Here is a 22445-nt window from a genome sequence, read left to right as displayed (position 1 = left end):
CCCGCCCAGGTCAGAACGCGAAGGACTCGTGGTGGATGCGGCGAGGCGGGACGCCGACCGCGCGCAGGGCGCGCACCGCCGCGTCGGTCATGCCGGGTGGGCCGCACAGGTAGACGTCCCGTTCAGCGATGTCCGGGACGTGGCGGGCGAGGGCCGGGCCGGTCAGGGGCAGCGAATGACCGGCCGGGTCGCTGACGGAGTAGTGCACGCGGGCACCGCGGGTGGCGGCGATGGCGTCGAGTTCGCCGCGCAGGGCGAGATCCTGCGGCCTGCGGGCCCAGTAGATCAGCGCGGTGTCGCCGGGCAGCGCCTCGAACAGGGCCCGCAGCGGGGTGATACCGACGCCTCCTGCCAGCAGCAAAGACTTCCCGGAGCCGGCGCGATCCGGGGTGAGGCCGCCGTACGGGCCTTCGGCCCATACGCGGGTGCCCGGAGTGAGGCGCGCGACGGCGGCGCTGTGTGCGCCGACGGCCTTGACCGTGATGCGCAGCCAGCGGACGTCCGCGGGCGCCGACAGCGAGTAGGGGCTCGCGTTCCACCACAGCCCGGGGGTGAGAAAGCGCCAGCGGAAGAACTGCCCGGGGCGGGCTCGCAGCTCATCGAGGCGCTCACCGGTGACGTACACCGAGACGATGCCGGGGGCCTCGGCGCGGACCTCGGCCACCCGCAGACGGTGCCGGCGTGCGGCGCCGACCGGCTTGAGGAAGCGGTACCAGCACAGCAGCGCGGCGACCCCGCCGTACAACGCGTACCAGACGAGCTGGGCCGGCCGGTGGCCGACGAAGTCGGCGCCGTTCGCGAGCTGGTGCCCGAAGGCCAGGAAGATCGCCGCGTAGGTGGCGAAGTGCAGGTAGTGCCAGGTCTCGTAGCTGACCCGGCGGCGGGCCGCGCGGGCCGAGAGGACGGCGGTGAGCAGGAACAGCAGGAAGCCGGCGGTGGCCTTGAGCATGTCGGGGTAGTGGAGGACCACCGTGGTGGTCTCGCTGACCACGCCCTTTCCGCCGGTCAGCGCGTATCCCCACAGGATCAGCAGGACGTGGGCGAGCACGAGACCGATCGTGTAGCGGCCTCCCGCCGCGTGCCAGCGTGCCAGCCGGTCCGTTCCCACGGCGCGGTCCAGCAGCGGAATCCGCGCCATCAGGGCGAGGAGCACCGCGCAGGCGTACCCCGCGAGCAGGCCGGTGATCCGGCCCGCTCCGGTCAGCCAGCCTGCCGGGCCGACGACCGAGGCGGTGTCGGCCCACCACATCGCGAGGACACCGGCCGCACCGCCCCAGATGAGCCCCTGGGCGAGCAGCGGGACCGCGCGGACGCCGGTGCGCCGCGGCGCGGGCCGCCGGTGCGGGGTGGGCCGCCGGGCAGCGGCGTCCCGGACGTACGTCAGGTCGGTCACGGCGCCTCCTCCTTCGGTGAGCTGGGCTTTCCGCGTGACCGAGCCTGACCGTCCTTGCTGTGAGAACCTTCTGAAGGAGCGGCTCCAGGCGACATTCAGAGGAAACTCAGAAGGTCGTCAGGGCCGCCCTCCCACCGGACCGGGGGATGCTGGAGGGACCATGCACGATGTGACCTCCCTCCCTGCTCTGAACCGGCCCGACGGCAGTCCGGTGCGCGTCCTCGTCGTCGACGACGAGCCGGACCTCACCGACGTCCTCGGCACAGCCCTGCGTTCGGAAGGCTGCCAGGTCCGTACGGCCGCCGACGGCTCCTCGGCCCTGGAGGCGGCCGGTGCCTTCCACCCCGACGCGGTGGTGCTCGACTGGATGCTGCCCGACATCGACGGCCTGACGGTGCTGCGCGGGCTGAGGGAGCGCTCACCCAGTGTGTGCGTCCTTTTCCTGACCGCGCGGGACGCGGTGGAGGACCGCATCGCGGGCATCACGGCCGGCGGGGACGACTACGTCACCAAGCCGTTCAGCCTGGAGGAGGTGCTGGCACGGCTGCGGGGGCTGCTGCGCAGGGCGGGCATGACGCATGCGCCCGGCGACCACCGGCTCGTGTTCGCGGATCTGGTGATGGACGAGGAAGCCCGCGAGGTGACCCGGGCGGGCGAGACCGTGGAGCTGTCGCGGACGGAGTTCGAGCTGCTCCGCTACTTGATGCGCAACCCGCGCCGGGTGCTGTCGAAGGAACAGATCCTGCAGCGGGTGTGGTCCTACGATTTCGGCGGCCGGGCGCACATCGTCGAGCTGTACGTCAGCTATCTGCGCAAGAAGGTCGACGCCGGGCGGTCCCCGTTGATCCACACCGTCCGGGGCGTGGGATACGTCCTCAAACAAGAACTCAAGCAGGACCTCAAGCAGGGGCCTGGCCCGGCGGCCGGACCGGCGCCCGGTGAGGGATCGCCGTGAAGACGAGGCTTCGTCTCAAGCCGCCCCGCTCGCTCCGCGCACGGCTCACCGTCGGACTGGTGGTGCTGCTCGCGGCGGCGTGCCTGGCGGTGGGCGTGACCACCGTGCTCGCGCTTGAGGGTTTCCTGGTGCGCCGTCTCGACCAGCAGCTGGCCGCGTCCGGCGGCAGGTTCGCCGCCAGCCTGGAGCACGAGAGGGACCCTGACGGTGACAACCGCCCCGACACCAGGGGGCAGTCCGTGGGCACGCTCGGCGTCCGCCTGCTGCGCGGGCGGGCAACGCAAGCCGCAGTCGTACGGGACGACGCCCAGGCCGCTGTCCCGCTGACGCACGCCGACCGGCGCTCCCTCGCCAACGTGCCCGTCGGCGAGAGCGGCCACACCATCCGGCTCAGCGCCCTGGGCCGCTACCGCGTCACCGCTGTGGCCGGTGACGACGGAGACGTGCTGATCACCGGCCTCCCCCTGCACCCGGTCGAGGAGACCGTGCACCGGCTGGAAGGGGTGGAGACCCTGGTCTTCGGAGCAGCGCTCGTGGTGACCGCGGTCGCGGGCGCCGTGTGGGTGCGCATCTCGCTGCGCCCGCTGGACCGGGTGGCCGCCACCGCGACGGAGGTGACACGTATGCCGCTGGCCAGCGGCCAGGTCGCCATGCCCGCCCCCCTGCCGACGGGTGACCCCGGCACCGAGGTGGGACAGGTCGCCACTGCCCTCAACCAGATGCTCGGCCATATCGGCGACGCCCTGGACCGCAGACACGCCAGCGAGGAGCGACTGCGGCATTTCGCCGCTGACGCAAGCCACGAGCTGCGCACCCCCGTCGCCACGGTCCGCGCCCACACCGAGCTGGCCCTCCGCCACAAGGGACCGCTGCCCCCCGAGGTACAGCACGCCCTCGAACGTGCCCACTCGGAGTCCCAGCGGATGAGCGGCCTGGTGGACGACCTGCTCCTCCTCGCCCGGCTCGACGCGGGCCGGCCGCTGGCCCGTGAGCGAGTGGACCTCACACGCCTCGCGCTGGACGCCGTCGACGACGCCCGCACCGTCGCACCGGACCACCACTGGCAGCTGGACCTGCCGCCCGAGCCCGTCCATGTCAACGGCGACGAACACCGCCTCCATCAGGTCGTTGCCAATCTCCTCACCAACGCCCGCCGGCACACGTCGGCCGGCACACAGGTCGTCGTCGCCCTCACCGCACACCCCGGCAGCGTCGAGTTGACGGTCACCGATAACGGCCCCGGCATCCCCGAATCCCTCCAGCCCGAGATCTTCCTCCGCTTCACCCGCGGCGACCACAGCCGCAGCCGCACGGCCGGAAGCACCGGCCTCGGGCTGGCCATCGTCGAAGCCGTCGTCACCGCCCACCAAGGCGACGTCGAGGTCACCAGCCGTCCCGGCCACACCCGCTTCCGCGTGACCCTCCCCACCGTTCCGCAGCGCTGAGGGGCGAGCAGCCGTCTCACGGAGCGAGGGAGAAGTAGGTCTCCTCCTCCTGCACGAAGTGCAGGCGCAGAACGCTGTGCAGCCCGTACAGGCACGCACGCAGATCATCGAGCTGCTCCCGCGCCAGGCCACCCTCAGCCGCGGCCAGTTCCAGATGGGTGGCGATACGCCGGGCGAGGCGCTCGATCTCCGCGTGGGCACGGCTCATGGTGGCGGTCGCTTCAGGGCCGCCGAGTGTGGGCGCGAGAGCGGGATAGAGCTGGTGCTCTTCGGCGTATTCATGCGGCAGGAGCCGTTCCGTGAGCAGCCGGTGCACCTCGCGCACGGCCGCGAGAGCCTTCGGGCCGGGACTGTCCGACAGCTGGTCAGCGGCGTCCCGCACGGCTTCGACGGTGTCCTGGAGGTCCTCGTGTTCGGCCGCGAATCGTTGGACGAGCGCTTCGGCTGCGGGCTGGAGCGCGGGGCGCGCAGCCCGGCCGAGGCGCAGGGCACGCAGGGCGTTGAGGATGACCGCGACGTCGATACCTTCCTGGAGCAGCGCACCGACAGCGGGCGGAAGCAGGCCCACGGCGGCTGCGGCCATGGCGGCCAGGGACATCAGCATGCCGCCGAGTGCGCTCTGCACGGCGATGCGGCGTGCGCGTACGGCGATGGCGACGGCGTCGGCGAGGCGGTCCACGCGGTCGGTCGTCAGGACGATGTCAGCGGCCTCGGAGGAGGCGGTGGAGCCGCGGGCGCCCATGGCCACGCCGACGTCCGCAGCTGCGAGTGCCGGGGCGTCGTTCACACCGTCGCCCACCATCACGGTGACCGCACGCTCGCGTTCGGCGCGGACGGCGGCGACCTTGCCGGCCGGAGTGAGTTCGGCCTGTACGTCGTCGAGGCCGAGGACGGCCGCGATCTCCCCGGCCGGTTCCGGCCGGTCACCGGTGAGCAACGTCAGCCGCCCGATGCCCGTCGTGCGCAGTCGGCGCAGGGTACGCGGCGCGTCCCTGCGCAGCGGGTCGCGGAGGAGGACGGCGCCGACGGGGCTGCCTTCGACGGTGAGCCAGGCGACGGCGGCCCCGTCCAGGAGTGCGCGGTTGTCGGCCGCTCGTGCCCACCCGGGCAGGTCGGTGCGGGCCTCGAGGCGGCCGACGGACATCCGGCGCCCGTCGAGAGTCGCGGTGGCGCCGCGTCCCGGCTCCTCGGTCACGTCAGCGGGCGGCGACAGTTCCAGTCCGCGATCGCGGGCCGCGTCGACGATGGCCTGCGCGAGGACGTGCGGCGAGTACTGGTCGAGCGAGGCGGCCAGCCGCAGTACGTCTGCGGGTTTCCAGCCGGGTGCGGCAACGACGTCGAGGGCCCGCGGGCGACCGCCGGTCAGGGTGCCGGTCTTGTCGAGCAGCAGGGTCCGCGCCCGGCCGAGGTTCTCCAGCGCGCCGCCGTCACGGATCACCACACCCAGGCGGGAGGCGCGCGACAGACCGGAGACGACGGCGACCGGTGCCGCGAGAAGGAGCGGACACGGGGTGGCCACCACCAGAACCGCCACTGCCCGTACCGCCGAACCACTGACCAGCCAGGCCAGCCCCGCCGCCGCGAGGGACAGGGGCAGGAACCATGCGGCGTAGCGATCCGCCAGCCGGACGACCGGAGCTGACTCGGCACCGGCCTCGCGGGCCAGCCGCACGATCCCCGCGTAGGTGCTGTCCTGCTCGGTGGCGGTGGCCCGCAGTTCGAAGGCGCTGCCGGCGTTGACCGCACCACTGCGCACCGCCGCGCCCGCTACGCGCTCCACGGTCAGGGGTTCACCGGTGAGCACTGATTCGTCCAGTACGGCGGTCGAGCCGACCACCCGGCCGTCGACGGGAACCACCTCTCCGGGGCCGACGACGAGCACATCCTCGACGGCGACCTCGGCCAGCGGCACCGTGTGCACGTCGTCGCCGGTACGGCGCCGGGCCGAGCGCGGCGCGTGCTCCAGTAGCGCCCGCAGATCGTGGGAGGCCCTCCGCTGTGCCGCCTCCTCCAGCGTTCGGCCGGTGGCGAGCATCAGCGCGATCAGGACCCCGGCCAGGTACTCACCCACGGCCAGCGTGCCGCCGAGAGCGAGTACGGCGATGAGGTCCACCCCGGCGTGGTGCTGCCGCAACGCGCTCACCACCCATCCCACCGCAGGCCCGATGGCCGCTCCGGTCCCCAGGCCCCAGCACAGGTCGGCGATACGGTCCGCGCCGACGAGCCAGGCGGCACCACCGGCTGCCAGTGCGGCGGCCGTCACGGCCAGGAGAACCTGCTCGGTGCGCGGCCGCGGGGCAGCTGAGAACCCACGGCGGACGGACTCGACGGGGATGAAGCGAAGGCGGTGATCCATGGCATTCCTCGGTCCGACGCCCGCCCTGGGCCTGCCGGTCGTCCAGCCCACTGCCACGGCCGGCGTCAGCAGCGAGCGGCTGATCCCAGGCGCGGAGCACCCAGACGTATGGCCGGATCGTACGGCGCCCAGGGGAGCCCAGCGGCGTCACGGCACGCCGGTGGGCCCGTCCCCACGGGCGCCGGTTCGACACGTGGCGACCACGGTCGGCGTATGGGTAGGCGACCAGCTGTCGGACGCCGCCGGGCGTGGCCCTGCGGTCATCCAGGCTCTGGCCGCCTGCGAGTGGACCGCCCGAGGTCACGCGCTGTGTCCGACGGGGCGTTCACCGGCCGGAGCCGAACCTTCCCCGATCCACTGCCCTGCCGGCCGGCGCCACGGAGTAACTGAGATCGGTCGCGGTGAGCGAGGCAGGCACCAAACGCAGCCACATCGTGCCCCGTTCGCCCGGATCATCGTGCAAGTAGTGCAGGAAACGCTCGTCCCACAAAGCCTCGTCCGCACCCAGATAGCGGGCAAGCTTGCGCCGCCCCCTCGGCACATCAAAGGGCACAAGCTCAGCCCGGCCCCGAGCGATCACCTGCCGGACACACCCCGTCGCGAGATCGCAGTCGTCGACCACGAGGGCGACGTCCGGGTCGTCCTTCACGCGGTCGAACAGCCGGGCCCATGGGCCTGTCAGGGTCCAGAAGGCTCCCTCTTCCCAGAGGAACCAGACAGGACGCACCGTCGGCCCGCTCGTCGCGATACGAGCGGTGAGCGGCTGCTGCAGGAAAGCGTCCACATCGAATCCAGGAGATCCCACATCGCCAATCTTCCGCTGCCGCCGCCCACTTCACCACCGACCTACGACCTACGACCCGGGGGCCGAGATCGAACGTCACATCCTGGCTCACGACCTGAGGCCCTGCCCGTCGAGGAGCGCATGTTTCGCTGATCCCGCCCGCTGGGGTCACTTGGACGTACCGAGGTGGCGATCACTCCGCTGATCCGGAGTTCTTGCGCTGCTTGGCGTTGAAGCGCGCTTTCTTCTGGCGATTCCCGCATGTGTTCATGTCGCACCATTTGCGGGTGCGGCTTTGACTGGTGTCGAAGAAGGCGGCTTGGCAGGTTGGTGATGCGCACAGGGCCAATTTCCCGTCGCGTTCGCCTGCGATGATGCTGATCGCGTCGGCGGCGATCACGCTGAGGGCATCTTCCACGCAGGAAGCCGAGCTGAGCCGCCATTGCCGCTCACCCTCAGGCGTCAGGATCGCCGCGGCCCGGCCCTGAGCGCTGCGGTCATTGATGACTTGGACAGCAGCTGCAGGGAGAGCGTCCTGGACCGCGGCCGCTGTCGCGGCGGCGTGGATCGCCTCCCTCAGTTCCCGAGCGAGGTCGAGCTGGGCAGAGGTGCAGGAGGCCACGGCGAGGCCGTTCACCGCCAGCCAGTCGACGAGCCGCTGCGGGGTCGGAATGCGCTCCACAGCGTTGCCATGACGCTCCGAGAGGGTCCCCGTGAAGCTGGTCGCCAGCACGTTACCGAGGCGGAAGTCAGGGAAGCCAGCACGCATGGAACCACCTTAGGCGGTTGCAGCGGGGCTCGGCAACCTGCTAGAACCTTCTTAGCCGGTTCGCGATGAGTCGTAGCCGGTTCCACCACGGCCAGGAGGACTCATGCCCCGTCCGACCAGCGACGTGCAAGCATTTGAAGCCCACGCGACCGACGCCGACCTCGACGATCTGCGCGCACGATTGGCCGCGGCGCGGCTGCCGGAGGCTGAGACGGTCCACGGCGCGGCGCCCGGGCCTCGCCGATGGGAACAGGGAGTTCCGCTCGCCGACCTCGCCGATGTCGTGAACTACTGGCGCACCGAGTACAACTGGCGGTCGTTCGAAGAGCGCCTCAACCAGATCGGCCAGTTCCGCACGACCATCGACGATCTGGGAATCCACTTCCTGCACCGCCGGTCCGCGCGTGCGGACGCCACTCCTCTGATCCTGACGCACGGCTGGCCGGACAGCATTGTCCGGTTCATCGACGCAGTGGACGAGCTGGCAGATCCGAAAGATGCCGACGCGCCGGCGTTCCATGTCGTGATTCCCTCGCTGCCGGGCTTCGGCTACAGCGACAAGCCGGCCACCACCGGGTGGGGAACCGAGAAGATCGCGGCCGCATGGGTGGAACTGATGGAAAGGCTCGGCTACAGCAAGTTCCTGGCCCACGGCGGCGACTGGGGAGGGAATATCACCACGGTCATCGGCGGCAGGTTCCCGGCGCACGTTCTCGGCATCCACACCACGTTCGCGGAGGGGCCGCCCGGGTTGGCGACGGACGGGCTGACGGCGGTCGAACGGCAATGGGCCGAGGAAACCCGCGATTTCTGGCGCCACCGCGCGGCGTACGCGAAGCAGCAGGCGACCCGTCCGCAGACCATCGGCTACTCGCTCGTCGACTCACCGGTCGGGCTTCTCGCCTGGATCCTCGACAAGTTCGCCGAGTGGTCGGACACCGAAGACAGCCCGTTCGAGACGATTCCCAGAGACCGCGTGCTCGACGACGTCACCCTGTACTGGCTGACGCGGACCGGCGCATCGGCGGCCCGCATCTACTACGAAAGCCACAACTCACTCGACCCCGAACTCCGGGTCGACGTCCCGTCAGCACTCACCATGTATCCCCGCGACGTCGAGAAGTGTCCGCGCCCCTGGGCACAGGGGCGGTACCGGCAGATCGTCCGATGGAGCTCGCCCGAAAAGGGGGGACATTTCCCGGCGCTGGAGGTTCCCGAGTATTTCGTCAAGGATCTGCAAGAGGGCCTCGCGGCAGTGCTGGCCGCTCATCGGTGAACGTGACCTTGACGAACGGTGTTTCCACCCGCGAGGTGTCCCGCCGGCTGGGGCACCGTTCGGTCAAGGTCACAGTCAAGGTCACGGTCGACCGGCTCAGTACACCCCGTGCTTCTTCAGCACCCGCCGCTGAGCCGCCGTGGGGTTGACGGGCCAGTAGAGGTAGCAGACGCCGCCGGTGCCGCTGACGACCTTGCCGTCGGCGTTCTTGCGCTTGGTGCGGAGCCAGATATTTTCAAACTGGCGGCGCTTGTAGACGTGGCGGACAGAGGGGTTGTCCGGGGAGTTGGGGTCGTTGGCGATGACGTCGCCGGTCTTGGTGAAGCCGATGACGGTCATCAGGTGTCCCGCGGTGCCGTAGCCCGCGCCGTCGAGTTCGGACTCGATGAAGGACTGCGAGGTGATCAGCGGAATGCCGGCGGCGATGAACTCCTCGGCCTCGTTGAGAGAGTTGAGCCGGGTGACGATCCCGTTCATCTCCCGGTAGGTGCCGGCGTAGGCGCTGTTGAAGGGCCAGTTGCCGCAGCCCTCGTACTGATAGTCGAAGGTGTAGCGCGCGGCGTGGCAGACCTGGGGGTCGGCGTAGTCGGGGTTGACCCAGGCGAGGTCTTCGGGGGTGGGCTTGCGGCCCCAGTACTCGATGATCATCTGCGAGGAGGTGGGGCTGCACCACGCCTCGCCGCCGTTGTCGTACTCGGGGTACTGCCCCTTGTGGATCTCCTGCGAGTAGCGCGGCACCTTCAGCTCGACCGCCCGGCCGAGGCTGGGCTCGGAGGCGGGGACCTCGAACCGGTCGGGAACGTCGGAGCACATCGCACCCGCCCGCCAGACCGTGGGGGTGGCCTTGCTGCCGGGGGCGCGGTAGAGGGTCAGCCGGAGCCGGTAGGACTTCAGGCGCAGCCCGCTCGCCAGGTCGTCGATGGCGAAGGTGTCGGTGAAGACGGAGCTCTTGCCGTCCTTCTGGCCGTCCACCGAGGTACGGCGCGGCACATCGTCGCCGTCCCCCGAGGTCCAGATGCCCATGGTGTACCAGGGCGTGGCCTTGCCGTCCGAGTAGGTGCCGCGCAGCTCGATGCGGACCCAAGTGCCCTTGGGCGTTTGGGCGTTCCAGGAGGCGATGGCTTCGCCGGCGGGTACGGCGCAGGTGTGCACCGGCGAGGTCCAGGTGGCGTACTCCCAGTCGGCCTTCTTGCCGGTGTGCGGGTCCTTGTAGTCGGTGGTGCCCGCGGGGGCCGCGAGGACGATGCCGGGGCGGCCGTCCGTCAGTACGCGGACTCCCTTCGCCTGGCCCGAGGTCCAGTCGTCGTGCGAGGCCCAGGTGTGGAACTCCACGTTTCCTGCCTTCCCCGGCCGGCCGGGCGCGGCCGGCCGGCCCGCGCCGAGCGCGCCCGTGGTTCCACCCGACCGGGCGTCGGCTGCCAGGGCGGCGGGGGCGGCTACTGCCGAGGCCGCCGCGGCGACAGCGGCGGCCAGGACGGTACGGCGGTTGGCGGATCTGCTGGTCATGCGGAGTGCCCCCAGTCGTGGGTCGGTGCGGCGGTCGTCACAGGTGGTGCGTCGTCTCGGTCACGGGTGGTGCAAGGGTCGGTACACGGTTGTGCGAGGCGTCGTACGCATGCGTGCCCGGAGGTCGTACCCGGCCGTACGCGGAAGCCAACTATCGCGGCTGAGCGGGGCCCGTGCCAGGGCTTCGGCCGCTCGGCATGCCGTCGTCATTGGCTGAGCCAGTGACGGAGAGTGCTCGGCACACGCGGCGCGAGCCGCCACCGCACACCCGTGCGACCGAGACGTACGCTGGGGGGATGCCCGCTCCGCTCCCCCTCGAAGCGCTCGCCGACCGGATCGCCGCGCTGCCCGCCTCATGCGGCCCGGTGCGGCTGGTCGGCGTGGACGGGCACGCCGGGTCGGGCAAGAGCACGCTCGCGCAGCGGCTGTCGGAACTGCTCGGCGGAGCACCGGTGCTGCACCTGGACGATGTGGCCTGCCACGAGGCGCTGTTCGGCTGGACGGAGCGGCTCACCCGGCAGGTGCTCGCACCGCTGGAGCGGGGCGAGCCTGCACGCTACGTGGTGTACGACTGGGTGGCGCGTGTCCATGCGACCGAGGCGGTACTGCTGCCCGCTCCGGTCGTTCTCGTCGAGGGTGTGGGCGCCGGCCGGGCAGCTCTACGGCCTTATCTGGCTTGCCTGTTGTGGGCGGACATGCCGGCCGAGGCGGCCTGGCGGCGCGGCCGACGGCGGGACGGCCCGGGTCAACGGGTTTTCTGGGCGCAGTGGATCCCCGCGGAGCGCGCGCACTTCGCCGCCGATCCTTCTCGCCCGTTCGCGGACTTCCTCGTGCGGGAAACGGGCAAGGGGCGCATGGGATACGAGATACGGGAGAAGGCTGAGGAGGCGCCCGACGCGGCCTTGAATATGACCCTCCGTATAACTCATGGCAGTTGACAGCAGGCCGGTGGCACTCGGTGCAACCGAGCGGCTTGACCATTGGCGCCGGACCGATTACTTTTCCAACAAGCGGCCTACGCAGGCCGTCTTCAAACGCGAAGCCCCCGGTTGTTCCCCCGTGACCGGGGGCTTCGTTCTGCCCTGATACGGCTAAGCGGAATGGGAAACCCGCATTTCTCTTACGCTTGGTAGCGGTTTTCCGGAAACCTCCGGCCGGCACCGCAGTCGGCACGCCTCCCGCCGCCGCAGGTGCAACGTCCCCGGAAGCCGGGTACGCCGCCCTTCGACAGCGCCCTGGGCGCGGGTACGATGCGAAACAGCGTGGGAACCCCGGGTGATATCCGGCAGATGACGGGGGACGTTTCGTGGGGGACGTGATGAACTTCGGCACGCAGGACCCCCAGGGCCTGCACGCCCCGGCCGAACTCGCCTGGCTGCGTGGGGTGGACGCGTACACCGTCGGCGGATACGCCCAGGCCGAGGAGGAGTTCCGCACGGCCGTGCGGCTCGATCCCGGGATGGCCGACGCCTGGCTGGGGCTGCACGCCCTGCGCGCCGACACCGCGACCGCGCTGCTGCGGATGTACCACCACAGGGACCGCTTCGGCGAACAGCGCACCCGGCACGGGCGCACCCTCAACTCCTGGTACTGGCTGGGCTGGTGGGTGCAGCCGGTGCTCGAATACGAGCGCGACCTGCTGCTGGCGCACGCCTCGCACTGGCTGGACGGCCGCCATGTCGCCGAGCTCGACCGCGCGCTGGCCGGCTGTCCCCCGGTCGACACCGATCCGCAGGTACGGTTCCTGCACGCCTGCCGCGCCTACCTGGCCAAGGACTGGGAGGGTCTGGTCGCACACACCGAACCACTGGTGGACGACCCGCTGCTGGGTATCGAAGCGGGCCTCTTCGCGGGCATGGCCCGGGTGCGGCTGGAGATGTACGGGCAGGCCGAACCACTGCTGGCCGCGGCGCTGATGCGCTGCCGCAGTGAGCAGCCGCAGCGCAAGGAGCTGCGCTACTGGCTGGCACGCGCGCGTGAGGGCACCGGCCGCAGCGCCGCGGCACTGCCGCTGTACCGCGCCGTGCACCGTATCGACCCGACCTTCATGGACACGGCAGCCAGGCTGACGGCCATAGCGGAGACCGACGGCGTGGGCGGTACGGCTGAGGACCTTGCGGCCGCGGTCCTCTCGGGCAACCTGGGCGCAGGGCCGGACGGGCCCGCGGGGAACGCCGCGCAGGACCTCTTCGACCCCGGCCCCGAGGCGCCGGGCGACCCTGCGCAGGCTCCGGATCCCGCCGACCCGGCGGACAGCGCCGTCCCCCCGGACCGGAGCGGCCAGGGCCGGGCCGACGACGGGAGGGGACCCGGCGCCGGGAACGGGCCCCACCAGGACCAGCGCGGCGCGTTCCGCGAGGGCCCGCCGGGGTCCGGCCGGACAGGACCGCCCGGCGCAGCGCAGGGCAGTGCCGGACAAATGGGCGCTCAGGACGGCGCCGGACAGAGCGGTGCGGCGCAGGACGGCACCGGACAGCGCGGCGCGCAGGATGGTGCGGGGGCAGGGCTGGACGACGCGGCCGAGTCCGCCGACCCGGTGGTCGACCCGGAGGCCGACGGGCTGCGTCTGGAGGACTCCGGCGACCCCGCCGAGCCCGTACGGGTGGACACCAGCGTGCTGCGCGAGCGCGCTGCCGCGGGGGGCGGCGGCCGGGACGGGGACGGCAGGCTGCCGACGGGCCCCTCCGATCCGGTGCTGCTGGCGCAGGCGCTGGAGGAGCTTGAGCGGATGGTCGGCCTGGAGCCGGTCAAGCGCCAGGTCCGGGCGCTGTCAGCGCAGTTGCACATGGCGCGGCTGCGGGCCGGGCAGGGCCTGCCGGTGCAGCCGCCGAAGCGGCACTTCGTCTTCTCCGGGCCCTCCGGCACGGGCAAGACCACGGTGGCCCGCATCCTGGGCCGGGCCTTCTACGCGCTGGGCCTGCTGGGCGGCGACCATCTGGTCGAGGCCCAACGGGCCGACCTGGTGGGCGAGTTCCTGGGGCAGACGGCGGTCAAGGCGAACGAGCTGATCGACTCGGCGCTCGGCGGAGTGCTCTTCGTCGACGAGGCGTACGCGCTGTCCAACTCCGGCTACACCAAGGGCGACGCGTACGGCGACGAGGCGCTGCAGGTGCTGCTCAAGCGCGCTGAGGACAACCGGGACCAGCTGGTGGTGATCCTGGCGGGCTATCCGGAGGGCATGGACCGGCTGCTGGCCACCAATCCGGGACTCTCGTCCCGCTTCACCACCCGGGTGGACTTCCCCAGCTACCGTCCGCTGGAGCTGACGGCGATCGGCGAGGTGCTGGCCGCCGACAACGGCGACGTCTGGGACGAGGAGGCGCTGGAGGAGCTGCGCAGCATCAGCGGCCATGTCGTCGACCAGGGCTGGATCGACGAGCTGGGCAACGGCCGCTTCCTGCGCACCCTCTACGAGAAGAGCTGCGCCTACCGCGATCTGCGGCTGTCCGGCTACTCGGGCACCCCGACCCGCGACGACCTGGCGACGCTGCGGCTGCCCGACCTCATGCAGGCGTACGGCGAGGTGCTGTCGGGACGGGGTCCTGACGGTCCTCGTCCTGGCCCGCAGCCGCCGCCGGGCTGAGACCGCCACCTGCAGCGGCAGGGACCAGGCCCGCTGTCCCACTCGTCACCGGCCCGGCCGGCGCGGAGTCCCCGACCGGCTCGGGCTGCGCGGGATCCGCGGCCGACCCGGTGTGCGCGGGGTCCCTGGCCGGCTCGGTGTGCGCCGGGTCGTGCACCTCGCCGACCAGCATCTCCAGCACGTCCTCCAGCGCCGCGACCCCCAGCACCCGTCCCGTGGCGTCGGCGACGGCCGCCAGGTGCGAGGCACCGGCCCGCATGGCGGTGAGCGCGTCATCCAGCGGCAGCTCGCCGCGCAGCGTCGTCATGGGCCGCCACAGCCGCTGCGGCACGGCCCGGTCGGTCTCCTCCAGGTCGAGCACGTCCTTGACGTGCAGATAGCCGAGGAAGCCGCCGTCGTCGGCGCGGACCGGGAAGCGGGAGTAGCCGGTGCGCACCGTCAGCTCCTCCACTTGGCGCGGGGTGACGTCGGTGCCGACGGTGACCAGCTCGGTGCGGCCCAGCAGGACGTCGGTCAGCGGCCGGGAGCCCAGCTCCAGCGCGTCGGCGAGCCGCTGGTGTTCCTCCGCCTCCAGCAGCCCCGCCTGCCGGGAGTCCTCCACCAGCTGGTTGAGCTGCTCGCTGGTGAAGACCGCGGCGACCTCGTCCTTGGGCTCGACGCGGAAGAGCCGCAGGATGACAGTGGCACACGCCCCCAGCGCCGCGGTCACCGGCCGGGTCAGCCGTGCGAACGCGACCAGCCCGGGGCCGAGCCACAGCGCGGTGCGCTCGGGCGCCGCCATGGCGAGGTTCTTCGGCACCATCTCGCCCACCACGAGGTGGAAGAAGACCACCACGGCCAGCGCGATCACATACCCCACCGGATGCACCAGCGCGTGCGGCAGCCGTACGGCGTGGAAGGCGGGCTCCAGCAGATGGGCCAGCGTCGGTTCGGCGACGGCGCCCAGCGTCAGCGAGCACACGGTGATGCCGAACTGCGCGGCAGCCATCATCTGCGGCAGCGTCTCCAGCCCGCGCAGCACCCGCCGGGCGCGCACGGAGCCCCCGGCCGCGAGGGGTTCGATCTGGCTGCGGCGTACGGAGACGAGCGCGAACTCGGCGCCGACGAAGAAGCCGTTGGCGAGCACCAGCAGCGCGGCGAACAGCAGTTGCAGAACGCTCATGACGCCGCCGCCTCCATGCTGCGTACCGGCTGCGCGGAAGCGCTGCCGAGGCGGTGCACCGCGCCACCGGCGGCGGGCCCTGCGGCGCGGTGCGGAGCCACGATGCGGACGCGCTCGGCGCGGTGGTGCGCCACATGCCGCACCCGCAGCTGCCACTCCTGTGCGCCCTCGGGAGCGTCCTGCGGCGCACGCTCTCCGGCGCGCGGGTGCGGCACCCGCAGCCGGGCCGTGTCGCCGGGCGCGGGGATGCGGCCGAGCAGGTCGGCGACGAGCCCGGCCACCGTCTCGTACGGCCCCTCGGGCACCTCCAGGCCGATGCCGCGCAGCGCGCCCACCCGGCAGCTGCCGTCGGCCTCCCAGGCGGCGCTTCCCTCCGGGTCGGGCGGTGCGGGGGCCAGTTCGGGCAGTTCGTCGTAGAGCTGGCCGTCGTGTTCGTCGCGCACCTCGCCGACGATCTCCTCGACGATGTCCTCCAGCGTGACGACGCCTGCCGTGCCGCCGTACTCGTCCACGACGACGGCGATGGGCTGCTCACTGCGCAGCCGGGCCAGCAGCGGCCGGACGGGGAGGGTCTGCGGGACGAGCAGCGCGGGCACGGCGAGGCGGGCTGCGGGCGTGTGCAGGCGCAGGTGCGCGGGCACCGCGAGGGCGTCCTTGAGGTGCACCATGCCGACCACCTCGTCCAGCGTGTCCTGGTAGACGGGGAAGCGGGAGAGCCCGGTGGCGCGGGTGAGATTGAGCACGTCCTCCGCGGTGGCCAGCGCCTGCAGCGCGCTGACCCGTACCCGGGGCGTCATCACATGCTGCGCCGTCAGTCCGCCGAGCGCCAGAGTGCGTACGAAAAGGTCCGCGGTGTCCTGTTCGAGGGCACCGGCGCGGGCCGAGTGGTGGGCGAGGGAGACGAGTTCGCCGGGGGTGCGCGCCGAGGCCAGTTCCTCGGCGGGCTGGACGCCGAGGAGCCGCACCATGCGGTTGGCGGCCGCGTTCAGGCCCGCGATCACCGGCCGGAACGTGCGGGAGAAGAGGCGCTGCGGACCGGCGACGAACCGGGCCACCGCCAACGGCCGGGAGACGGCCCAGTTCTTGGGCACCAGTTCGCCGACGACCATCTGGACGGCGGAGGCGGTCAGCATGCCGGTCACGACGGCGACCCCGCCGACCGCGCCGTCCGGCACCCCGGCTGCGGTCAGCGGCCCGTCCAGCAGCCGGGCCAGCGCGGGCTCGGCCAGCATGCCGGTGACCAGTGAGGTGAGGGTGATGCCGAGCTGGGTGCCGGAGAGCTGGAACGACAGCTCGGGCAGGGCCCGTACGACGGCGCGGGCCTTCCGGTCGCCCTGGGCGGCGGCGCGTTCGGCCTCGGGTTTCTCCACGGTGACGAGCCCGAACTCCGCCGCGACGAAGAAGCCGTTGGCGAGGACGAGCAGAAACGCCACACCGAGCAGCACTAGCGGGAGGGTCATGCCGCGCCCCCACCAAGACGGGACACGGCGCACGTACTACAGGACGATCCGTCCATCGCTGGAGGTGGTCACTCCTCGGTTCGCAGGTGCCCGCACAGACGCGGGGCGGCTCATGCCGATGGGCAACAGAGTAGACATTCGGTCTCTTCCCGCGAAGACGCGCGGCACCACGCCGGGGTTGCCGATCCGGTGGCAGTCACGCTCCCTCCCGGCACCGCCAATTCCCGGCACCGCTACTTGCCGGCGCTGCCCGCGGCGCCCTGCGGGGTGCTCCGGTGCTCGACGAGGGTGCGCAGGGCACGGGCGTCGGCGAGCGCCTGCCGCTTGGCGATGCCCGGCTGGATGCCCATGGCGGGCAGGCTGGTGCCGTCGGAGAGGTCCAGCGAGACCCACGGGTCTCCGGGCCGCAGCCGGACGGCGAGCACCTGCGCCCATTCGAGGTGCCGCTTCGTCGTCAGATTGACGACCGTCACCCCGCGCTCGTCCGCCGTCACCCGGGGGCGGCTCAACAGCACCAGCACGCCCAGGAAGAGCGCTGCGGTGAAAATGAAGCTGGCCCGCTCCCCGCCGCCCAGCTGCAGCATCAGCGAGACGACGGTGATGACGACGAACGCGGCGAGCCCGGCCGTCAGCAGCACCGCACGGGTGCGGGTGGGCCGGAACGTGACGGGAAGCGCGGGAACCCCAGAGCTGTCGGTCATGGCGTGCTCCTGGTCGCGGGTCACAGACGGCAGGCGTGGATGCCTGTGGTGAGGATGGCGCGGGCGCCCAGGTCGTAGAGGTCGTCCATGATCCGCTGCGCCTCCTTGGTACGCACCATCGAGCGGACGGCCACCCAGCCCTGGTCGTGCAGCGGGGAGATGGTCGGCGACTCCAGCCCCGGGGTGAGCGCTACGGCCTGCTCCAGGTGCTCGGCGCGGATGTCGTAGTCCATCATCACGTAGCTGCGGGCCACCAGGACGCCCTGGAGGCGGCGCAGGAACTGCTGCACCTTCGGGGCGTGCTCGTCGGCTCCGGTGCGCCGGATGACGACTGCCTCGGAGTGCAGGATCGGCTCCCCGGCGATCTCCAGGCCGGCGTTGCGCAGCGAGGTGCCGGTCTCCACGACGTCCGCGATGACCTGGGCGACGCCCAGTTCGATGGCCGTCTCCACGGCGCCGTCCAGGTGGACGACGGAGGCGTCGATGCCCTTGTCCGCCAGGTGCTTGGCGACGATGCCCTCGTAGGAGGTGGCGACCGTCAGCCCGGACAGGTCGTCCAGGGTGGTGAGGGTGCCGGGCTTGGCGGCGTAGCGGAAGGTGGAGCGGGCAAAGCCGAGGGGCAGTACCTCCTCGGCCTTCGCCCCGGAGTCGAGCAGCAGATCGCGTCCCGTGATTCCGATGTCCAGCCGTCCGGAGCTGACGTAGATCGCGATGTCGCGGGGGCGCAGATAGAAGAACTCGACCTCGTTCTCCGGGTCCACCAGGACGAGTTCCTTGGTTTCCCTGCGCTGCTGATACCCGGCCTCATGCAGCATCTCCCCGGCAGGGCCGGAGAGAGAACCCTTGTTGGGGACGGCGATGCGCAGCATGAGCTTCCTTTGTTCGTGAAGGGAAAAGAGAGGGGGCGGAGAGGGCGGGTCAGGTGCGGCTCAGAGGTGAGCGTATACGTCGTCCAGGGAGAGACCCTTGGCGGCCATCAGCACCTGGAGATGGTAGAGGAGCTGCGAGATCTCCTCCGCTGTGCGCTCGTCGCCCTCGTGCTCGGCGGCCATCCACACCTCGGCGGCCTCCTCCACGATCTTCTTGCCGATGGCGTGCACGCCCTGGGAGGCGAGCTCGGCGGTGCGGGAGGTGCTGGGGTCGCCGTGAGCGGCCTTGTGCTGCAGCTCGGTGAAGAGCTGCTCAAACGTCTTGTTCGCCATGGTGGCCTCAGCCTACGCGGTGTCCGGTGCCGCTCAGCGCCTGGGTTCCGCGACCGTGCGCAGGGTCGCGGCCGTGGCCACCGCCGCCGTCACCGCCTCGTGCCCCTTGTCCTCCGTGGATCCCGGAAGCCCGGCACGGGCAACGGCCTGCTCCTCGTCGTCGCAGGTCAGCACGCCGAAACCGACGGGGACACCGGTGCGCACCGAGACCTCGGTGAGGCCCTGGGTGACGCCCTGGCAGACGTAGTCGAAGTGCGGGGTGCCGCCCCGGATGACGACGCCGAGCGCCACGATCGCGTCGTATCCGCGGTCGGCGAGGACCTTGGCGACGACGGGCAGCTCGAAGCTGCCGGGGACGCGCAGCAGGGTGGGCTCGTCGATGCCCAGTTCGCGCAGCGCACGCAGGGCGCCGTCCACGAGGCCGTCCATGACCTGCTGGTGCCACTGCGCGGCGACCACGGCCACGCGCAGGTCCTGGCAGTTCTCGACGGTCAGTTCGGGTGCGCCCTTGCCGCTCACGGTGCTCCTTGTGCTTGAAGTGTGTGCTGGTGCTGTTGTCGGTGGTCTATGGGTGTCGGCCGGTGTTACTGCGTTCCGCAGGGGGAGGTCCGCTCGGCGTCCAGCCAGGGCAGGTCGTGTCCCATCCGGTCGCGCTTGGTGCGCAGGTAGCGCAGATTGTGCTCGCCCGCCTGTACGGGCATCGGCTCGCGGCCGGTGACGCGCAGCCCGTGCCGCACCATCGCGGCGGTCTTCTCGGGGTTGTTCGTCATCAGCCGCAGCGACTTGACGCCCAGGTCGGCGAGGATCTGTGCGGCCGCCGCGTAGTCGCGGGCGTCCGCCGGGAGGCCGAGTTCGAGGTTGGCGTCGAGGGTGTCGCGGCCGCGCTCCTGGAGCTCGTAGGCGCGCAGCTTCGACAGCAGCCCGATCCCCCGGCCCTCGTGTCCGCGCAGGTAGAGCACGATGCCCCGGCCCTCCTGCTGCACGCGTTCCAAGGACGCCTCCAGCTGGGGACCGCAGTCGCAGCGCTGGGAGCCGAAGACGTCACCGGTCAGGCACTCGGAATGCACTCGTACGAGGACGTCCTCACCGCCTGTCGCGAGGTCCCCCGGGCCGGTGATGTCGCCGGTGACCAGTGCGATGTGCTCCACCCCGTCCACGATGGAGCGGTAGCCGTAGGCGCGGAACTCGCCGTGCCGGGTCGGCAGCCGGGTGGCCGCCTCGCGGCGCACGGTGGGCTCGGCGGAGCGGCGGTAGGCGATCAGGTCCTCGATGGAGATGATCCGCAGCCCGTGCTTGCGCGCGAACGGCACCAGCTCGGGCAGCCGCAGCATCGTGCCGTCCTCGCCGGCGATCTCCACGATGGCGGCGGCGGGCCGCAGCCCGGCCAGCCGGGCCAGATCGACGCCCGCCTCGGTGTGCCCGGCGCGGGCGAGCACCCCGCCGGGCTTGGCGCGCAGCGGGAAGGCGTGCCCTGGCCGGACGAAGTCCTCAGGGACGGTGCCGGGGTCGGCGAGCAGCCGGATGGTGGCGGCGCGGTCGGCTGCCGAGATGCCGGTGGTGACGCCGTGCGCGCGCGTCGCGTCGACGGAGACGGTGAACGCGGTGCCCATCGACTCGGTGTTCTCCGCGACCATCTGCGGCAGCGCCAGCCGGTCCAGGTCGGCGCCCTCCATGGGGGTGCAGATCAGACCGCGGCACTCGCTCATCATGAAGGCGACGAGCTCCGGGGTGACCAGCTCGGCGGCCATCACCAGGTCGCCCTCGTTCTCCCGGCTCTCGTCGTCGACGACCACGACCGGGCGGCCCTCGCCGATGTCGCGGATCGCCTCCTCGACGGGGTCGAGCGCGAGCCCGAACGACTCGTCGGCCGCCGCCGGTTCCCCCGGGACGGGGAGGCGCGGGGCCGGCGGTGCGTCGTACAAGTTCGGCAGCGCGGTCATGGGCGTACTCCTTCCTTGGTGGTGCGCTCGGGTGGCGTGCTCCGCGTCCGCTGGGCGGCTCCGGCCGGCGTTCACAGGGCGGCCCCGGCGGAGTTGAGCGCGGGCTCCGCGCGGGCGGCGGCCAGTGCGCGGGCGTCCACGCGGGAGCGCAGCCACCAGGCACGCAGGCCCCACAGGACGAGGCCGAGGTAGACGACGTAGACGAGGCCGGAGAAGGCCAGTCCGCTGCTGAAGGCGAGCGGCACCCCGACCACGTCCACCAGCAGCCAGGCGAACCAGAACTCGACCAGCCCGCGGGCCTGCGCCACCATCGCCGCCAGCGTGCCGACGAAGATGTAGGCGTCCGCCCAGGGGCTCCAGGACAGGGCCGGGACGAGAGTGAAGAGGGTGCCGACGGCGGCGGTGCCCAGCGCGGTGCCGAGCGCGAGCAGCCCGCGTTCGCGCCAGGTGGCGAACCGTACGGCGATGGAGCCGTCCTGCGCCCGCTGGTTGCCGCGCCGCCACTGCCGCCAGCCCCACAGGGCCACCCCGATGACCAGCAGCTGCTTGCCGACGCCGCCCGCGAGCTGGGCGGAGGCGAAGGCGCCGACGAGTATCAGCCCGGACAGCAGCTGCACGGGCCAGGTGGCTATGGAGCGCCGCCAGCCCAGCGCCAGTCCGAGCAGCCCCATGAGGTTGCCGAGCATGTCGGACCAGATGACGTGCTGTCCGAAGGCGGCGAACGCCTCCTGGTTCAGCCAGTGGAGACCGGTCATCGGGCCGCCTCGCTCCTGCGCAGCTCCTGGGCGAGACCCGGTGCCGAGGCGCCCAGCAGCCGCTCGACGTACTTGGCCAGCACGTCGACCTCGAGGTTGACCGGGTCGCCGGGCTGCTTGGTGCCGAGGGTGGTGAGGGCGAGGGTGGTGGGGATGAGGGAGACGGTGAAGTGGTCGTCGGCCGCCTCCACGACCGTGAGGCTGATGCCGTCCACGGTGATGGAGCCCTTCTCCACCAGATACCGGCCCAGCCCCTCGGGCAGGCCGACCGTGATGTCCGTACCGCTGTCCGCGTCGTGCCGTGCCGTGATGGTGCCGGTGCCGTCGACGTGGCCCTGTACGAGGTGGCCGTCCAGCCGGCCGCCGAGCGCCATGGGGCGCTCCAGGTTGACGGGTGAGCCCACGGTGAGCGCACCGAGGCTGGAGCGGTGCAGGGTCTCGGCCATTACGTCGGCGGTGAACTCGCCACCGCTCGTCTCGACTACGGTCAGGCACACGCCGTTGACCGCGATCGAGTCGCCGTGCCGTGCGTCGGCCGTGACGCGCGGCCCGCGCAGCCGCAGCCGGGCCGAAGCGCCCTGGTCCTCGACGGCGACGACCTCGCCCAGCTCTTCCACGATTCCGGTGAACACTCAGGACTCCTCGGGCTGCTCGGACTGCTCGGTGGTGGCGGTGGTGGCTCTGATGGAGGTTGTGGCTGTGGTGTTGGAGGTTGTGCCGGTGGTGACGGCGGCGGCCGTGCGGGCCGTCTGCGGCGCCGTGCTGCCGACGGCGGTGATCCGCAGATCGGGGCCGAGCCGCACGGTGTCGCTCACCGTGAGCCGCAACGCCTGCGCGATGGTGCTGATTCCGGCCTCGCCCAGCGCGGGCGGCCCCGCGCCCAGCAGCACGGGCGCGATGTAGCCGACCACCCGGTCCACCAGTCCGGCGGCGACGAAGGAACCGGCCAGCGTGGCGCCGCCCTCCAGCAGTACGGCGCGCACGTCGCGGGTCTGCAGAGCGGTCAGCAGCGCGTCCAGGTCGAGCCCCTGCCCGCCGTCCGCGGCGCGGGGCAGCCGCAGCACCTCCGCCGGGCTCGCACTGGCTGCGGCCTCCAGCTCCGCGGTGTCCGCGTCCTGCGCTACGGCGATCAGGGTGGGCGCCGCGTCGTCGAGCACC

The 22445-nt window shown here is 71.9% G+C and carries 20 protein-coding genes; 5 read left to right on the top strand and 15 right to left on the bottom strand.

What is annotated here, in order from left to right:
• Positions 1–10 precede the first annotated feature (10 nt).
• Positions 11–1393 carry a ferredoxin reductase family protein gene (locus tag ITI46_RS05910; protein WP_307808071.1) on the bottom strand — a complete coding sequence of 461 codons (1383 nt, stop codon included), beginning with the start codon at positions 1391–1393 and terminating at the stop codon, positions 11–13.
• A gap of 160 nt (positions 1394–1553) precedes the next feature.
• Here ITI46_RS05910 and ITI46_RS05905 point away from each other — a divergent pair, with 160 nt between their 5' ends.
• Together ITI46_RS05905 and ITI46_RS05900 are read left to right on the top strand one after the other, a co-directional pair.
• Positions 1554–2348 (top strand): response regulator transcription factor, encoded by a 795-nt coding sequence (locus ITI46_RS05905; protein WP_280634725.1) that lies wholly within the window; start codon positions 1554–1556, stop codon positions 2346–2348.
• The gene (locus tag ITI46_RS05900) at positions 2345–3793 is read left to right on the top strand and encodes a sensor histidine kinase (RefSeq protein WP_209238318.1); all 1449 of its coding nucleotides are present in this window, start codon (positions 2345–2347) and stop codon (positions 3791–3793) included. Before ITI46_RS05905 ends, ITI46_RS05900 begins: the two co-directional genes overlap by 4 nt.
• A 16-nt stretch (positions 3794–3809) precedes the next feature.
• Here the strand turns inward: ITI46_RS05900 and ITI46_RS05895 are convergent, their stop codons facing one another.
• The 3 genes from ITI46_RS05895 to ITI46_RS05885 all read right to left on the bottom strand — a co-directional run bounded on the left by ITI46_RS05895 (position 3810) and on the right by ITI46_RS05885 (position 7702).
• Entirely contained in the window at positions 3810–6149 is a 2340-nt protein-coding gene (locus ITI46_RS05895) for a heavy metal translocating P-type ATPase (RefSeq protein WP_209238317.1), read from the bottom strand.
• A gap of 325 nt (positions 6150–6474) precedes the next feature.
• Complete coding sequence (locus tag ITI46_RS05890; protein WP_209238316.1) at positions 6475–6933, bottom strand: pyridoxamine 5'-phosphate oxidase family protein; 459 nt, start codon at positions 6931–6933, stop codon at positions 6475–6477.
• Positions 6934–7126: 193 nt separating this feature from the next.
• Positions 7127–7702, bottom strand: coding sequence for a CGNR zinc finger domain-containing protein (locus ITI46_RS05885; RefSeq protein ID WP_209238315.1), 576 nt, complete (start codon positions 7700–7702; stop codon positions 7127–7129).
• 103 nt (positions 7703–7805) lie between these two features.
• On the opposite strand from ITI46_RS05885, the gene ITI46_RS05880 reads away from it, so the two are divergent.
• Positions 7806–8978 carry an epoxide hydrolase family protein gene (locus ITI46_RS05880; RefSeq protein ID WP_209238314.1) on the top strand — a complete coding sequence of 391 codons (1173 nt, stop codon included), beginning with the start codon at positions 7806–7808 and terminating at the stop codon, positions 8976–8978.
• Positions 8979–9074: 96 nt separating this feature from the next.
• Here ITI46_RS05880 and ITI46_RS05875 read toward each other — a convergent pair whose 3' ends face one another.
• Positions 9075–10484: a C39 family peptidase gene (locus ITI46_RS05875; RefSeq protein WP_209238313.1), complete on the bottom strand. Its 1410-nt coding sequence runs from the start codon at positions 10482–10484 to the stop codon at positions 9075–9077.
• A gap of 296 nt (positions 10485–10780) precedes the next feature.
• On the opposite strand from ITI46_RS05875, the gene ITI46_RS05870 reads away from it, so the two are divergent.
• Positions 10781–11422, top strand: a complete 642-nt coding sequence (locus ITI46_RS05870; RefSeq protein ID WP_209238312.1) for a uridine kinase family protein — start codon at positions 10781–10783, stop codon at positions 11420–11422.
• Positions 11423–11802: 380 nt separating this feature from the next.
• On the top strand, positions 11803–14067 hold the full coding sequence (locus ITI46_RS05865) for an AAA family ATPase (RefSeq protein WP_209238345.1): 2265 nt from the start codon (positions 11803–11805) through the stop codon (positions 14065–14067).
• On the opposite strand, the gene ITI46_RS05860 is transcribed toward ITI46_RS05865, so the two are convergent.
• The 10 genes from ITI46_RS05860 to ITI46_RS05815 all read right to left on the bottom strand — a co-directional run.
• The gene (locus tag ITI46_RS05860; protein ID WP_209238311.1) at positions 13988–15229 is read right to left on the bottom strand and encodes a hemolysin family protein; all 1242 of its coding nucleotides are present in this window, start codon (positions 15227–15229) and stop codon (positions 13988–13990) included. The genes ITI46_RS05865 and ITI46_RS05860 overlap by 80 nt on opposite strands.
• Complete coding sequence (locus ITI46_RS05855) at positions 15226–16689, bottom strand: hemolysin family protein (RefSeq protein ID WP_209238310.1); 1464 nt, start codon at positions 16687–16689, stop codon at positions 15226–15228. The genes ITI46_RS05860 and ITI46_RS05855 overlap by 4 nt, the downstream gene beginning before the upstream one ends.
• Positions 16690–16922: 233 nt before the next feature.
• On the bottom strand, positions 16923–17390 hold the full coding sequence (locus ITI46_RS05850) for a PH domain-containing protein (protein WP_209238309.1): 468 nt from the start codon (positions 17388–17390) through the stop codon (positions 16923–16925).
• Positions 17391–17410: 20 nt separating this feature from the next.
• A complete protein-coding gene (hisG, locus tag ITI46_RS05845; RefSeq protein ID WP_209238308.1) occupies positions 17411–18259 on the bottom strand; it encodes an ATP phosphoribosyltransferase in 849 nt (282 codons plus the stop codon).
• Between the two features lie 60 nt (positions 18260–18319).
• On the bottom strand, positions 18320–18592 hold the full coding sequence (locus ITI46_RS05840; protein ID WP_209238307.1) for a phosphoribosyl-ATP diphosphatase: 273 nt from the start codon (positions 18590–18592) through the stop codon (positions 18320–18322).
• 33 nt (positions 18593–18625) lie between these two features.
• Entirely contained in the window at positions 18626–19111 is a 486-nt protein-coding gene (gene ribH / locus ITI46_RS05835; protein WP_209238306.1) for a 6,7-dimethyl-8-ribityllumazine synthase, read from the bottom strand.
• Positions 19112–19176: 65 nt separating this feature from the next.
• Positions 19177–20532, bottom strand: coding sequence for a bifunctional 3,4-dihydroxy-2-butanone-4-phosphate synthase/GTP cyclohydrolase II (locus tag ITI46_RS05830; RefSeq protein ID WP_247745530.1), 1356 nt, complete (start codon positions 20530–20532; stop codon positions 19177–19179).
• Between the two features lie 71 nt (positions 20533–20603).
• Positions 20604–21287: a nicotinamide mononucleotide transporter family protein gene (locus tag ITI46_RS05825; RefSeq protein WP_209238305.1), complete on the bottom strand. Its 684-nt coding sequence runs from the start codon at positions 21285–21287 to the stop codon at positions 20604–20606.
• Positions 21284–21919: a riboflavin synthase gene (locus tag ITI46_RS05820; protein WP_209238304.1), complete on the bottom strand. Its 636-nt coding sequence runs from the start codon at positions 21917–21919 to the stop codon at positions 21284–21286. Before ITI46_RS05820 ends, ITI46_RS05825 begins: the two co-directional genes overlap by 4 nt.
• Positions 21920–22445, bottom strand: a 526-nt coding sequence (locus ITI46_RS05815; protein WP_209238303.1) for a RibD family protein, incomplete at its 5' end; no start/stop codon positions are given.

The organism is Streptomyces oryzae, from assembly GCF_017676365.1.
GTDB classification, from domain to species: domain Bacteria; phylum Actinomycetota; class Actinomycetes; order Streptomycetales; family Streptomycetaceae; genus Streptomyces; species Streptomyces oryzae.
Note: the sequence above shows the minus strand (reverse complement) of the source record. Positions and strands in the feature narration are given on the sequence as shown.